General features: G+C 36.3%; 14 protein-coding genes. All 14 read right to left on the bottom strand.

Features of this window, described 5'->3' with window-relative positions:
• Positions 1-18: 18 nt before the first annotated feature.
• The 14 genes from VEIS1202513_RS09360 to VEIS1202513_RS09425 all read right to left on the bottom strand — a co-directional run bounded on the left by VEIS1202513_RS09360 (position 19) and on the right by VEIS1202513_RS09425 (position 15,697).
• Complete coding sequence (locus tag VEIS1202513_RS09360; RefSeq protein ID WP_244856263.1) at positions 19-1,206, bottom strand: YadA-like family protein; 1,188 nt, start codon at positions 1,204-1,206, stop codon at positions 19-21.
• A gap of 86 nt (positions 1,207-1,292) precedes the next feature.
• A complete protein-coding gene (locus VEIS1202513_RS09365; protein WP_213467400.1) occupies positions 1,293-2,021 on the bottom strand; it encodes a hypothetical protein in 729 nt (242 codons plus the stop codon).
• A gap of 130 nt (positions 2,022-2,151) precedes the next feature.
• Complete coding sequence (locus tag VEIS1202513_RS09370; protein WP_213467401.1) at positions 2,152-3,186, bottom strand: DUF6339 family protein; 1,035 nt, start codon at positions 3,184-3,186, stop codon at positions 2,152-2,154.
• Entirely contained in the window at positions 3,179-4,027 is an 849-nt protein-coding gene (locus VEIS1202513_RS09375) for a hypothetical protein (protein WP_213467402.1), read from the bottom strand. The genes VEIS1202513_RS09370 and VEIS1202513_RS09375 overlap by 8 nt, the downstream gene beginning before the upstream one ends.
• Positions 4,011-6,017, bottom strand: a complete 2,007-nt coding sequence (locus VEIS1202513_RS09380; protein WP_213467403.1) for a hypothetical protein — start codon at positions 6,015-6,017, stop codon at positions 4,011-4,013. Before VEIS1202513_RS09380 ends, VEIS1202513_RS09375 begins: the two co-directional genes overlap by 17 nt.
• Positions 6,018-6,353: 336 nt before the next feature.
• A complete protein-coding gene (gene hxsC / locus VEIS1202513_RS09385; protein ID WP_213467404.1) occupies positions 6,354-7,385 on the bottom strand; it encodes a His-Xaa-Ser system radical SAM maturase HxsC in 1,032 nt (343 codons plus the stop codon).
• A gap of 8 nt (positions 7,386-7,393) precedes the next feature.
• Positions 7,394-8,830 (bottom strand): His-Xaa-Ser system radical SAM maturase HxsB, encoded by a 1,437-nt coding sequence (hxsB, locus tag VEIS1202513_RS09390; RefSeq protein ID WP_213467405.1) that lies wholly within the window; start codon positions 8,828-8,830, stop codon positions 7,394-7,396.
• A complete protein-coding gene (locus VEIS1202513_RS09395; RefSeq protein WP_213467406.1) occupies positions 8,830-9,159 on the bottom strand; it encodes an HxsD-related protein in 330 nt (109 codons plus the stop codon). Before VEIS1202513_RS09395 ends, hxsB begins: the two co-directional genes overlap by 1 nt.
• A 1-nt stretch (position 9,160) precedes the next feature.
• Positions 9,161-9,907 (bottom strand): peptidoglycan-binding domain-containing protein, encoded by a 747-nt coding sequence (locus VEIS1202513_RS09400; RefSeq protein ID WP_213467407.1) that lies wholly within the window; start codon positions 9,905-9,907, stop codon positions 9,161-9,163.
• Positions 9,908-9,942: 35 nt separating this feature from the next.
• Positions 9,943-10,410 carry a DUF4236 domain-containing protein gene (locus tag VEIS1202513_RS09405; protein WP_213467408.1) on the bottom strand — a complete coding sequence of 156 codons (468 nt, stop codon included), beginning with the start codon at positions 10,408-10,410 and terminating at the stop codon, positions 9,943-9,945.
• Positions 10,411-10,792: 382 nt separating this feature from the next.
• Positions 10,793-11,401, bottom strand: coding sequence for a hypothetical protein (locus VEIS1202513_RS09410; RefSeq protein WP_213467409.1), 609 nt, complete (start codon positions 11,399-11,401; stop codon positions 10,793-10,795).
• A 475-nt stretch (positions 11,402-11,876) separates the two neighbouring features.
• Entirely contained in the window at positions 11,877-12,821 is a 945-nt protein-coding gene (locus tag VEIS1202513_RS09415; protein WP_371732217.1) for a sigma-70 family RNA polymerase sigma factor, read from the bottom strand.
• Between the two features lie 293 nt (positions 12,822-13,114).
• Positions 13,115-14,179 carry an ATP-binding protein gene (locus VEIS1202513_RS09420; RefSeq protein ID WP_060924839.1) on the bottom strand — a complete coding sequence of 355 codons (1,065 nt, stop codon included), beginning with the start codon at positions 14,177-14,179 and terminating at the stop codon, positions 13,115-13,117.
• 372 nt (positions 14,180-14,551) lie between these two features.
• A complete protein-coding gene (locus VEIS1202513_RS09425) occupies positions 14,552-15,697 on the bottom strand; it encodes a glycoside hydrolase family 3 N-terminal domain-containing protein (RefSeq protein WP_213467411.1) in 1,146 nt (381 codons plus the stop codon).
• Positions 15,698-15,711: the final 14 nt, after the last annotated feature.

Raw genomic sequence — 15,711 nt, forward strand, 5'->3', positions numbered from 1 at the left:
GAACGTGCCTATTTATGCTTATTGCAATTTTTTCAGTGCTGCTTTAATTTCGTTAACTTCAGCTCGTAGTTCTTCGTTGTCTGCACGCAGTGATGCGTTGTCAGCTTGTAGGTCTTTAATTTGTTTCGCCATTTCAAAGCGGCTTGTTTTGAGTGTTGGATCTTGTTCGCCTACCTTGAAAGAAGCGCCGATGTTAAACATGCTTTCACCACCAAGAGTAACACCAGCATGAACCATGGAGTTTTCGTTCGGCTGATAGGACGCACCGATAGCGCCCGCATTTGAGTTCTTGTAATGGCCTACACTAGTCGCAAAGGACCATTTATCATTTGGATTGTAGTCCAAATAATGAAGCCCCGCCAAGGCCGCAGAGGCAGCGCCAACCTTGGACACCTGACGATCCGTATAGGACTTGGCATTGTTAAGGACCTTGTCACCAATGTTAACCGTGTTATTTTCGAGCGTAGAAATGCGATTCGTATTATTGTCCACCTGCGTTTTCACTTCGTGCAACTGGCTTCCATTAATAACATCAGTAGACGTCTTGGAAACCTCGCCCTTAGACACATTTACGATTTTATTATTCCCATTATCTAGGCCTTTGTTAGTGAGAGACACCGTTTTCTCATTATCATGGTCCCCATCGGTAGTCGTGATGGTCACCCCGTTATACCCATAATTCGTATTGTATTCAGTGCTGTTCTCATTATCATAGTGCACAATCTTCGTGCCATCTGTACTGAGCTCAGACTTATCACCACTTTGTACATTGCTCATGGTGAAAGTTTTAGGCTCCATCTGAGCCATGTATTTATTTTCTTTTCGATCGAGGATGGCCAAACCATAATCCTCTAACCAAACGAGCTCATGAGTGCCGTTATACATATCAAAGTAACCCGCACCAATGCGCGAATGACGATCATCAGGATGGCCAGCATTCTCTTCTACCGTATCACTAATAGATATACCATCAGATTCGATGCGAATACCATGGTTAATATCACCACCAGAACCTATAAACGTCCCTTGGTATGTAGGATAATTCGTCGTCGAAATCTCATAATTCGTAGAACCATCCGCATTCGTACTCCTATTAACTAACAAATTCTCACTATTCGTGGAAACAGTAGAATCTGCATGAACCGTTAAACCATTCATACTCAACACAGACACAACACCGGCTAACAATAAAAACTTTTTATTCATTATAATTCCCCTTAAATTTACAGCTAGAACCCTATCCATATAAACCCTATATTGCATGAATCCAATAATACATAACTATTGCTGCTTTAATTACTATAAACAGTCAATGAAACCTCATTGCTACCAAAGAATATGTATTCACCATGACCAATAGAGAATACACCTTGGAATGTATTCTTTGAAAGCTCAGATGGCATTCGATTAAATTGATAGAAGTTATAGTAGTCAATCATAGATGAATCAATACCCAACCCAGATTTGTCAAAATGAGTATTTTTACCAGTAAGCGTAATAACTGTGACCATGTTATGGTCAAGGACAATACTAAGACCTAAGCCTGTATATTTTAGTGTCTCACGGCCACGAACCTCACTAGAATTTGGTGTACCAAGTAGATCAATTACCTGTTGTCGATTCATTCCTAAATGTACGCCTCGAACAGATTCATAATGCTCCTTTTGCAATTGATTAGTTAATTGATTCTTTTTATTCATGATCAAGGTTCTATGCTCACCATTCCCCAACCACTCTAGATGAATAGCTTTTCTACCTTGAGCCTCTTGAATAATAAAAACACCAGCTCCAGGATAACCACCAACAAAATCAGCACCATCAACAATACGGCAACCATTAATATATCCGTTTGAAATACTTAATACCTTATTGCCACTAGCATCATACCAGTCACCTGCAACCTTTTGAGAAGCACGAATAACTAAATCTAATGGCATTTGAGCTGCCTCAACTATTAAAGTAGAAAATAAACAAGCAATACTAAAACACATACACACAAGCAATCTAATTTTTGATTTCATATTAAATCTCCCTAATAACACATAGGAATTAACTAACTAACTATATCCTAATTTTATCAATTATATTAATGTTAACTATCTTAAATTAATCTTTCATCTGAAGAAGTCCTAGAATACACTTACTCCTCTCTTACACAGGAGCAATCCACATATCATCATCTTCCGTTTCTTCTTGTTGAGTAGTACCTTCTAAAACAGGAAAATCTGCTACTTTATTTATTTCACTCACCGAAGCATTAGCATCTGTACGCTCTACGGGCAAAATAATTACGTTATCATTGGTTTCAGTAGGTTCTATCGGTCGCTCCAATTCAGTAATCTCTATATCTTGATTTTCCTCTTTAGCCACAGCTAAAGATGTATCATCTTCACCTTTATCATTTACAAATGATACTTTATGTGAGTTAGGAAGATTTTTAATTAGAATATCTTTAACTTCTTCACGAGTAAGAGTATCTAAAATTCTAACACCACCAACCTCGTTTAAGATTTTACCCGCTTCAGAGTAAGGGAAGCGATTTACAACCATCCCCTCTTCTTCTATAAGGATTTTTACGGCCTCCAAAATACCTAATGCAATTTCTTTATTAGAAATAATATTACTAGATAAAAGAGCCACCGCATTACCACGATATGGAGTAGATACAAAAAAATCTATTAAATGATACGGATTTTCTATATTTTGATCATCTCTAAAATAATATGCTAACCACCATAAAATTGAAAGATTATGTATAGCTAAAGAGCGTTTTGCACCATTAACAAAAATAGTGCGTGACTTTAAACTAGATTCTTCACGCTTTTTATTATCAGGATTAGTAATTTGACTGTTAAAAATTCCCATCTGATAATCAAGATAATCTGTATGCGCTAATGCAACCCAAATTTTCTCCATTTCAGCTTGAACTGGAGTTAGCACATTAAGACTCTGCCATATGCGTCTAATATTACGTCTTACAATATCCGCATCATATTCCTTAGGTTCAACCTCTAATGGTTCATACTTGTACTCGATACTTGTCTCTATCAAATGATTAGAATTAGAAAAAACTGACTTTAACTTATCCATATCATTACTTTTATAAAGGTGAGCATAATTTACAAGAAATTCATTTTTAAACTCTTTCAGGAATTCATCCGTTACATATTTAATATATCTAGTCATTTACTTCATCTCCAGCAAATTTATCATGTACACTTTTGATCAACGGACAATTCAACAAACGCTGAGCTATAGCTAATGTACTTTCATTATTTAGATTAATTCCTTCTTGCGTTAATAATGCATCTATAGATTGATACCAATCCAAATCTTCTGATACATTCTTATTCTTAATTTCTGATAAAACAAAGGTTAATGCAGGAATAAAGAAGAGTGAAATAAAATATTCTTTAGATTGAATGCTATTCCCACAATGTTTATATATAGAAAATACCTCTGTAGGAAGATTTAAAACAATAGTATCCCCGCTCAACTCTACATTCATATATGGCTCGTTATGAGGTGCTACAGTGAAGATAGACTCAGTTCCACTACGACCAGAGTCAAGATCAATTACAACTTCTTTAGTAGGTAAGAATGCTAAAATATCACCTTTTTTTAAATTTGTAACTGCATAGTCTTCGTCATAATATAAATCATTGAAGTTAATATTTGTATAGTTATCAATATCCGCATTTGCAATAACCATAGCATTGATTTGTAGCTTTTTACGAATATCCCCTTCAAATATAGTATTTCTTATGAAAGTTTGATCCTCATTATTAGTCCACAATTTACGATAACTACTAGCTACACCTTCTACATGAAGTGCATAACGGGCATTACCGGAATCCACCAATTCTTTTAATTCTTGATTAGTAAGCTTAAAATCAGCAGCAACAGAAATAACACCTGAGCTTTCAGGATTCACATTAATTTGAGCATCAAAACTATTATTATCGAGATAATCATCTAACTCAGGGGTTAGAACAGGATATGGAAATAAATCAGCCTTTAAGTTCATATGTAACCCCTTTCATCTTTACACGCATACGATCTTCAATAGTAAAATCTACAACAAATCGTTTATTTATTTCTAAGTCTTCTACACTAAACTTTTTAGAACCATGTAATTTAACTTGATTTCCACTCTTTGAGCTTATATCTTTTATAGTCTTATTATAGGCAACTCCATTCTCCCCTATAGATTGGAAGGAAAAGCCTAAACGATTCTTACGTTTAGTCGTAATACCAATTAATCGGTACATTCCATTATCAGAATCTACATCAATAATCTTCATTTTTAAGTAATCTGGATTATTTACTTCAGTAAATTTAACACTTACACTAGGATCTCCACCATCGACTTCACCTTGTTCGCCTGGCTCATCCTCACCATGACCATATTGATTATCAGAAGAATTTCCTCCACCTTCACCTTTACGTTCGCTACCAGAACCTGTAGAATCACCCTCTCCTAACTCAATTTCAGTCATAATACGGTCTAATGTTTTAGACTCTGAAGCCTCATCAGTGACACTCGGCTTAGAGGCTTTCTCTTTAATTGCAACATTACTAATTCGAGAAGTAATACCACTATCCTCAATCTTATCGGCATCCCCATCTTTAGGCGCCATCATAGGCAACAAATCATTTAAACCAAAAGCGCTAATAGCTTCTCCATCTTCGCTACCAAAACATTCTTCAACTTTTGCTTTATACCAATGATATAAGGCCTTTAAGAATTGCTCAGATTTTTTTCTATTACTATCATCTTCTCGATCCGTACTCCAGTTATCATGATTAACATTCTCTAACTTTTTCAAAAAAACGTTTAGTTTATGACCTGTAGCATAGAAAACACCAGAAAACGGAATAGAGCCATTAATACGATTTCTTTCAAAAATAGTCATACCACTTCGTCGGGTTTGAAGGACACGTCTTGTTGGATGTTCTTCATCCAATACTAAGTACAAAGTGGCTTCACCTGTATTCTCTATAAACGGATATTCTTCTACCCATTCTTCAGGAATAGAAAATCTTTTATTATTCTCTGATGAAAGTGCTAGATAATAAGAGTATGTATTATAAAAAGTATTTCTTTCATCCGTAGAAAGATTATAGTCACCAATCTTTAGTGTTTCTTTAATAGATTTCAAATAGCCTGATAATGTCAGTTGATTAATTCTTTCATCACCAACAACAACTTCCAATTTATTATTCTGTAAAGCTACGAGAAAATTATTGAGAACTGCTAAAATAATCTTTTCTTTCCAATTCTCTATCTTCTTTAAACCCATTACAAACAAGTCTGTACCATACTCTTGTCGATTTTGAGTAAATCTTACTGGCACCTCGATATCACAAGATAAACGTCCTCGTGCTTGTGTAATATAACTAGCAGTAGATTCATCAAAGGAAACTTTCTCATCATCACGATAAGATACAAAATTAATAACGCCTGCAAATTTATTGCCATCATGAGTAGACATACTATTATAAAAAACAGTACGTAAATTAGATGCAGCAAATGGAGCAGCCTTACCAATACCTTTACTACCCGCCGAAGTCTCATCAGACTTTTCTGAATAACCATCACCCTCAATAAGGGATGCGAAGTTTTGATTATTTAGACCAGTTGTATTATAGTCACTAATAACTAGCATATCGATAGTCTCACTAGTTAGTACCGACTTAAAGGTCTTCAAATAATGCAGTGTATCTGCATTATTCTTCTCTTTCCAAAAATTTTCAGCTTTAGGCAAAATATCATTTATTAATTCATCTTCACCTAAAATGTCTTTTGCTTGAATCGTTTCAAATTTAAACTCAACACGAACAGGCGCATTAAGATTTTTTTGATGCGCATCAATAGAGTTTTGTAAAACCTCACGAGTTAATGACATAGGAATATTATCTAAGAATGTTTCTATCCCTGCACCATTAGACCCAGTAGGTGTAAGACCAAATCCACCTGGGAACTCCCAATATTTCATGAATAACCCCTCACACAACTAATAAAAATACGAATATAATAAATTAATTATAGTACTTTTTCATATTTTTTTCATCTAAAAACAAATTACAACTAGTTATAAAATAAGCATTATATTTAAGCAAATTTGACTATTACACCCAATATCCTGTAAATAAGTCATAAAAATAAGGAGACTACTTAAATAAAGTACTCTCCTTATTTTTTTTATATTAGATGTTATCCATAACAAGTTTAAATACTCTTGCTCAATTCCATTGGTCCAGAACTAACAGTAATATCAAATGACATTCAATCTATGGATATTATCAGTTCCATATTCACCTAATCTAACAAAACTACCATACTAATATCTTTATAAAGGTATAATATGCTCACTTATATTGATAGATGTTTCAAAAATACCACAGCATTGTTCTTTTACACTACAAGTATTGCAACTAACAGGATATGTCTTTTTCCAAGCAGAGATACTATCTCTTGCTAAAAATCGCACATGTTCTGTCAGCAAACATAAAGGTATGTTATAAATCGATGTCATCATACCTCGTCTATGTAATGATAATACCGCAGAATCAAGTGTATCTTTATAATCAAAAGGATCGATCCAAAATTCCTCACTATTTTTCGCTGCATATCCACTATATTCCATACCCATAATAGCAACATGTCGTACGAATGGTAGGTTCCTAGATATATAATCAGCTAATAACTTAATATTGCCTATAGTTTTACTGAATAAAACAGTTCTAATCTCTACTAACTGCCTCATTCTAAATAAGTTGAAAATCCCTTTAATAGTATCACCAAATGCACCATTACTACCAACTATATAATCATGCTGCTCATAATTTGCTGCGTATAAAGGAATACAAAAAAGTAATTTAGAATGACCAATACTCGTAATTTTTTCAACTAATTTCATATTTTTAAAGGCACGTCCATTAGTTAAAAAGGAAACAGGAATATCTGGATATATATCATGGACCCGAGTTAATAACTCAACAACCACATCAGGAAAAACAGTAGGTTCTCCACCAGTAATACCTATATGCTTTACATTCTCAGGTCTTAATTCAAGTATTTGTAAATTCATATCCAAAAAATGACCAGAATTATCACAGACTTGAGGACACATAATACAAGCACTATTACATTGATTTGTAATAAAAAGTGTCAGATCTTGCCAACTAGTACGATATAAAATAGAAACAATCCCATCTGGCATAATAGAGACAATATCGCCAGATTCATAATTAAGGAAGTCATTTGGCGAAAGGGTTAATTTGAGATGACCATTATTACAAGTAATTAAGTCATCCTCGATATACACTTTACCTATATAGGGTTGTTCGATATCAATACCTTCAATTTTTGTACTTAACATTATCAACCTCAATAATTAATCCACGACCAAAAGACTTTATTAATTCTATCATCGTTTAAACTTAGTAAATAGAAAATATAATCTAAAGCACCTTTAGTTTTCTGACAAAAACTACTGCTTGGTCGATGCCCTTCAAGAGTCCCATTTTCCGCATAATATCGTACAGGATCTGCACCACAGTACAATTGATATGCACAGGTTGCGCATTCAGGTAAACATTCAACACAGGATGCTTTAACAACCTCTTTAGCAATATCACCTTTAAAGAGCTCATTCCAAGTATTAGATTTCACATGACCTAAACAGAACCGTTTGTCTCCTCGTCGTGCTAACATGCGCCCTTCGTCCGAGGCATAAACATAGCCATTATAATCGTAAATAACACCACTTATGATATTGCCACATGGAGATTGCAAATCGACAAATCCAGTACTAAAAGGTGTCAAAATACGTTCTAATAGCAATGCTGCATAATATTCAATAAAATGGCACCCTTCTATATTTTTTTGAATAATATAGTTTAAAGCATTCTTATAGGCTTTGAGAAACTCTTCCGTTGAATAGCCTAACGTATTTACATTATCTACAGCATTACCATAAGGATTTAGAGCACGAATAAAAATCCCATGAAAATCATGTTTGATATATTCATCAACAACAAGAGGCAAACTATTTAAATTAGTCTTACTAACAGTTAGCAATGGTGACGCACCGTCTTGCCCTAAAATAGATCTAGTTAAAGCTAACTTTTCTTCAAATACCTTGTATCCATCAATAGGGCCTCGTGGCTTACGATTAAAGTTTTGAATCTCTTGATCTCCATCAAGAGATGTAGAGATTGCAATATTATGACTTTTACAATACTCTAAGATATCTTTAGTAACCAGTGTTAAATTAGTACAAATTACAAATTCTAATCGTCTCTTAGCAATCCGGTTTACTATCTCTGCATATTCTACAATATCTTTAATTATAGGCCAGTTTAATAATGGTTCACCGCCTTGAAATTCTATTTTTATGATTGGTGATGGAGATTCAAAAATCTTATTCACAATGTGCTTTGCTGTAGACCAATCTAAGTCTAAGTCATATTCTTTTTCATTTGCACTACTGGCATGACAGTACCGACAGTTAAAATTACATCTTGCAGTTACAACAATCATATGTAATGATGTGAAATCATCTAAGTATGCTTTTCTACTCTTTAGTTGGTTAGCTAATACATCAAGCTGAATCTCAAGGTCGTGATCATCTGCTAAGAACTGTTTATCCTTTAAAGCGAAATAAAAATCAGAATTTCTATCGATATCTTTATTTAAAATATGATTGAAGTCATCACGATTTATAAATAAATGTTCTCCACCTTGATTAACTAAGACCATTATCCCATTTGGTAACTCTGTAAATCCAAATGGTAAATAATGTAATTCAGGAAGTGCTGACACTAGTCTATCCCTCCTGCTTTATCAAAAGCTTTATGATAAATAATCTCTCTAAGTTTACCGAATCTATCATCTAAGTCAATTTGAACCTGCTTTTTTAATGCTTCATTACAAAAGTCACCCAATAACTTTTCCAACTTGTCTTTATCAGCCTCTAATTTTAACTTAAACCAAACACCAACAGTATCAAAGTCTACTTCATCAACTTTAATATGGCACTGATCTGTAAACATATTCGCTGCATACATAACAGCTTTAGGCTCATAAAACTCTTTCTTCAACTCAACAAAATAAATGAAATCATTTTCTTTTCTAATAAAATAATTTGACATACTAAACACCCAAGGCTTGTTTCATTTTTAAATATATACGACCATTTTGTGGTAATCCATGTCTAGCTTGGAAATCATATATAGCTGCAACAACATCTTGTGTACGACCACTACCAGATGAGAACTTATAACCATGTCGTTGTAATCCAGCCCGAACAATATTAATATTAGTACTATTTAAATATGCCTCTGTTTGCCAATCCACAATACCAGATACAGGTAACCCATATTCTATTTGGAAATTCTTAATAGCTTGAACAGTATTAGGCCCTTTTTGACCATCTACAGTTCCAACAGAATACCCTAAATCATTAAGTTGTTTTTGTATATCTGCAATTGGGAGAACATCTGTAGGTTGTGCAGGTGCAACATAGCCTTCATCTGAAGAACTTGAGGAACCACTCGAATATCCACCAGAATATCCTCCACGACCATAAGAACTAGAGTAGTGAGAATAATGAGATCTATGGGAAGAATGAGATCTATGACTATAATGTGCCATTTCCACTAAATCATTAGAAAAAATACCATCAATACTATTAAATATTTGTTTTTGAGGTAAGCTGTCTTTAGACTTAAACGTAGTACCCTTAAACTTATTGAGATTAACTGCACCAGTATGATCCAGAGTTTGCAAATCATCAGAATAAGGTGCCCAAGCTTGCGCAGCAGTAGGTAAGCCCAATTGCGCTAATACCCAAGAACTAACCGTAACAAATGTTAACCATGCTCTCTTAGACTTTTTCATAATAACCCTCACTTTTTATAACTATGACTATATAATCAACTTAAAAGCCTATAAATAACAAAAACTATAAAAATAATGATTAAACAACCACATCCAGTCTCACCTTTACTAGGATTTTCCACAGTGTTTGAATCCATATTCCCTTGTTTTATATCTTTTTGACTAGAATTTTCAGATGTATCAGCTTCTGTTTTACTATATAAAGATAATAAATTAAAACTACACTTAGGGCAGTTTACCCAAGCTTTTCTCATATTATGACCACAGTTAGGACAGACACGTGTATAAGGAATTCCATTAGCAATGGAACTCTCATTAAACTTTTGGTATGAAGTATATGAAAGACCACTACCTGGAAGACCTATAGTATTCCGAACACCTGATCCATTTATTGTCGTATGGATTCCTCTACGACCAATAGTAAGACTTGTACTTTTCTTATTAAGATTGATTTTAATTCCTGGTGCAATCTTTATCGATCTTCTAAATCTAAAAAAGCCCACACTAAAAACCCCTGACTACAAACAACTACAAAACACCTTCACATTTTTTTCATTATTAATTATATTATCAGTTTTTTGATGTCAAAATTCAATTAATTCATTATAAATACCTTTAATAATCATTAAATATGCATAGATAATTAATGAATAGCTATTAATTAACAGGATAATAATAGATTTTAAGATTGATAACTACAAAAGAACCACCCCTATCAGGGGTGGTTCTTTTTGGAATATATTTAAGTGTTTGAGGCGTATTATTTATTTATGATCACCTTATTTTTTGTCTTCTCTATTATATTTTTCTCCCTATAGCTCTCCTCCTTTTTCTCTCCCCTATTACTTCATCTCCCCTTCTATTCCATCTCTTCCCCCTAACGTGTTATCTCGTTAGGTCTCTCCAGGCGATAAATAGTTCGGCCACAACTTGTAGGTTTTGGCTGAGTTTGATGCGGGCTAGCATTTTGCGCACGTAGTTGCAGTGTTCTAGCATGGCTTCGTTCAGTTTGTGTTTAACGTGACGCGGAGATTGGTACACCAAAATCGGTGCGAAGTTCCCCACGTGAATATAGCTCGTATCGGGTTCTGGACCTTCTGTAACGATATATTCATAAGGTATAGCCACGTTAAAGAGGCCGTACACCACGTCTTTGCCGACAGGGCGCCGACATTTGATATGGGCAAAGGTCAGATGCGGACCATAGGTCTTAGGCGATGTATAGCTACTACGCCGACCGTCGCTGGTCATAATGTAATTGGGCCTCAACCCTTCCTGTACCGCCAGCTCTCGCGTAATGGTGCGCATCGGCAGACAGACCAGTTCTTCACGGCCATCTACGAAATAGCACTTCGTACTATCACCACCACCAGGCTCATAAGTAGGAATAAAACAAACAATGTGGTTCTTTGGATTCGTATAGATCAAATCCAAATCCTCTCCCTTAGATAGCCGAGCGGCCATCATATCTGTTAATTCATCATGTGTTATCATAGGAATTCTCTCCACTCTAATTAGGAACATTCCTTTCAACAATACAATGAACACGTGTTCTGTGAAAGCAGATTCGCATGCTTTAATCTGCTGTTGATTTAATTGTATATCAGTCTGTATAATTTGTAAATATATACACAAAACTATAGAAATTTATGTAAAATTAAAGACTTTAAGATCTTGTAAAACTAATGGTTACTTATATGTGTCATTATTTTCTCATTTAAATTGAGAATTGCATATTTTATGTATATCTATTAATCGAGATTAATGTAATTATACAAAAATCAGAATATAAATAAGAAATTAAATTATATTAACACATATTATTTAATACGAACTAGACTCTAATAGACTAATATTCATATGTTTACACTACATATTCTAATCGATTCAGAGTTCTAAGAATCTCATATGTATATAACTTTAATACGTGTATATCTCTAATGAATGTATAGCCCTATTGTATTCGTATCTAGTGTACTCGTAGTTTCTTAAAGTCCGTCGTTAGGTATCTGCGCAGCTTCCGGAGGGCTCGTTCATGACGTCTTTGGATAGCTTGGCGGCTACAGTTCAGCTCTTCACTGACCGATACCAAGCTTTGGCATTCTCCGTAAACGCGACGCAATAGGTCGCGCTGATCTGGAGACAGTCTGCCTAACGCCCATACGAGACGCGCTCGCAGCCTTTGTTCTTCATCGGCGGTCATAATCATGTCCGCTATATTTTCTCCAGACGAGAAGATATCCATACCAAACGTGACCTCTCCATCTTCGGTGATACGATCTGGTATATGAATCTCACGATGATTACGTAACCGTTCTCGTTTCCAATACCGCATATAACCATATCTAATACCAGCTTTCACAAAGCCAGGGAACGGTACAGCCCCTTTCAGATCAAAGCTATATATCGATTCCAAGAGTATGGCCCATAGATAGCTCTCTAGGTCTTCCCTAAACTCGCGGTTTCCGGTCCGATTCGTATAGTGCAAGATGAGTGGTCGATACCTGCGACAGAGTTCTATTTGTGCCGCATCATGGCGCAGCTCATCAACAGACCAAGGCTGATATCCAACGGTCTGAATCCGCATATTTGGATTTTGACAAATCGACACAAGGCTTTTATCCGATAAGGATGTTAATACCTGATGCCCACAAATGAGGGTCTGTAATTTCAACTCCTCTGGCACCTTGTACTTTGGTTCCTTAGAAAGTACTTCGTTAGAAGTTTTTTCCGCAGGTGATAGCTCCTCAGATTGTGCTTTTTTAGATTGTGATTTTTTAGATTGTACTTTTTCAGATATTGATTTTCTAGTGACTAATTTCTCCGATTGTAAGCTTGCAGTTTTAATACAGGTTCGTTGTACTAACGGTTCTTCGTTTGTGTATAACATAAATCCCCTTTCCTGCCATGGCATAGCGCTTATCTACACAATAGCGTGGATCGGAGATTTTGACAAATTGACAATTCCTTAGAATTCCGTCATATTCTGTTACAATCTAATATTAATTTCTATCTCTGAAAGGACATAACTATACACCTAGATAGATAATTGCTGAAAATGAAATATAATCAAAATAATATGACACGTAAATAAAATTCAAAAGAATATGGCACATAAATAAGATTCAAAAGAATACTACGGCAAAATAAATAAACAACACAAAAAGACACCACAGAGGAAGTGTGGTGTCTGATTAAATTGTCTGATTAAATTGCAATACAGGAAGCTTCCACAAAGTCTTTCAGTTGTGGTTTTACGTAGGTTTGGTACACGTCTGCACCGTTGCCACGCACGATGTCGCCCCAGTATTTATACACATAGCGGTACCAGAAATGGAACATGCTATTGGTAAAGTGGTAGTCTGCGTATTTCGCAGGTCCACGGCTATTCGCTTGGATACGACCTACGAGACCCATCGCCATGAGGTCATTTAAACGAGATGTAAAGGTGCCGCTTTTAATTTGGCTAGCTTGTAAAAGCTCCACGTAGTATGGTCTTTCAAGGGTAGCAAGGCCAGACAGGATAGCGTTAGCACCTGTTATATTTTTCATATCTCGGTGTAAGATATGTTGTGTTTCTTCAAATAGGGCACCCGATACAGAGAAGAACAAATTAATGATATTCGTATCGATGCTTTCACCATTATCAAAGTACTGCACATACGCAGGTAGACCGCCTGTTACGGCGAATACGGTACGCAAGTCATCCTTCGCATAGTGAAGGCCCAAGGATTTCATATCCACCAAGGAGAACGGTTTTACCTCAAAATATTCCGACACATAGGGACCGATTAGACTGCGATCGCCAATGATGCGACCATCGAGCTGTTCTAAACCATTGGCCATCAAAATGATGTTCAACTGGCTCGTTTCTTTATAGGTATCTAATAAATCACGCAAGTGTATGGGGAACTGAGGTACAGCCTCCACCAAGGAAGGGTAATCATCAATCACCACAGTCTGAGGCGTTTTCACACTGCTTTCAAATAGACCCTCAAAAGCCTCTTGCAAGTTAGTGATCGGTTCGAATTTGTCCTGCTCATCAGTAGGAACAAAACGTGCCTCAAGAGCTCGATTCATATCGGCTACATGGATTGCTTCATTAGCCATGCGACCTGCCAAGTATAACGCCTTATGACGTCGTACAAGCTGGGAAGCCACATAGGATTTGCCACTGCGATGCGGACCGTACACAACACACAAACTCATTTGATTCATCGCAATACGGGACTGGATACTCTCAATAATTTCAGCACGTCCCACAAAATTCATATACTCTCACCTCCAACATTCTATGGAGATTATTATATCATAAATTTAAAACAAATATAAACTTATTTTCATATTATTAACATGACTTTTTATTATGTTAAATTTTTTACGCATAAAATATACTTATTTAATGGTTTACTTTTTACCCATTCGATTGTAAAACCCCTTATATTTCCTGTATTCTTATAGGTCTATCCTCGTCACGCCAACATACAATATTCCATATATATTCTTTTTCCATACTCAACACATATAAAAAGACGTGCCTACCATAAGGTATAGCACGTCATATGACTCGTATGTAATAAGGATATTATATAGTCATTTCTTTATTGTTATAGTTGTTTCTTTATTGTTGTAGTTATTTCTTTATTATTGTAGTTGAGTTTGCATCTTCATGAGCAAAATATGCTTAACCGCATCATTGAGTCGATCATTTGAAATGGTTCCATTCGCCACCGCTTGCGTAAGTGCGCGATGGACTTCATCGATGTGACCCGTATCTGCATCAAGGAGGACGAGGTCACTGCCTGCTACGATGGAGTTAACTGCAAAGTCCCCTATCTTTTGGTTTGCTTGCAAGGCCCCTACATCGACACGGTCGGTCATAACCACGCCGTTATAGCCTAGCTCGTGTCGTAGCCAGTCCGTTATGATTGCTTTCGAGTTACTCGCTAGGTGCTCATTATCGATAGCAGGGATTTGCACATGGCTTATGACGAGCATGTACGTATTCGCCGTCGTCTGTGTAATGAGCCGTTTAAATACGGACACATCGTTGTTGTTCAGATAGGCCTTCGCATCGTTAGCGGTCTCAAAGGATGCATCACCAAGGCTCACTGCTGGGAAGTAATTATAGGCAAACCACATGTGATTGATTTGGTAACGCTCCGCCATGGCCAGATCCATATGCCCTGCCCACGTAGGGTCAGATGTATAGGACACATTCGGCACCCCTAGGTTTGCATTCGGTCCCACAATGAGGTTAAAGCCCATATCCCGCATTTCGATGGCCGATCGAGTCACTAAATTAATAATCCGTTCCATCGGTAGTTGCCCCCAACGATTTGGCTCTGGCAAGCGCAAGAAACTTTCATTCGTACTCAACACCTTATCCCGATTGATGCCGATGTATGGCGTCACCATACTCGCCGTTGTGGCCGTTTGCATGATATCGCTGGTGAAAGCTTTCACTTGGTTTTTATTATTTAGATTTTCATTTGTTAGCATAACGCCGCTCACACGGTATTTCCTGATGACGTCCTTTTGGGACTGTCCTACCGTGCTGCCGTGAAGGCTAATCATCATCAGTTGACCTATCTTGTCCTCTTGAGACATAGCCCCAAGCCAGGTATTCACCTTCTCAGGGACAGGTTTGTCTGATTGCATGACAGCCCGATACGATACAGTTCGTACCTCTTCCTGCTCTGCCTGACTCTCATGTTGGCATCCCACAGTACCTATGGCGGCAACTATCAAGGCCATGCCACATAAGGCACGCCGTAAAAACAAGTTCATCTCTCCACAAAACT

It is taken from the genome of Veillonella orientalis (genome assembly GCF_018406505.1).
Lineage (GTDB): Bacteria > Bacillota > Negativicutes > Veillonellales > Veillonellaceae > Veillonella > Veillonella nakazawae.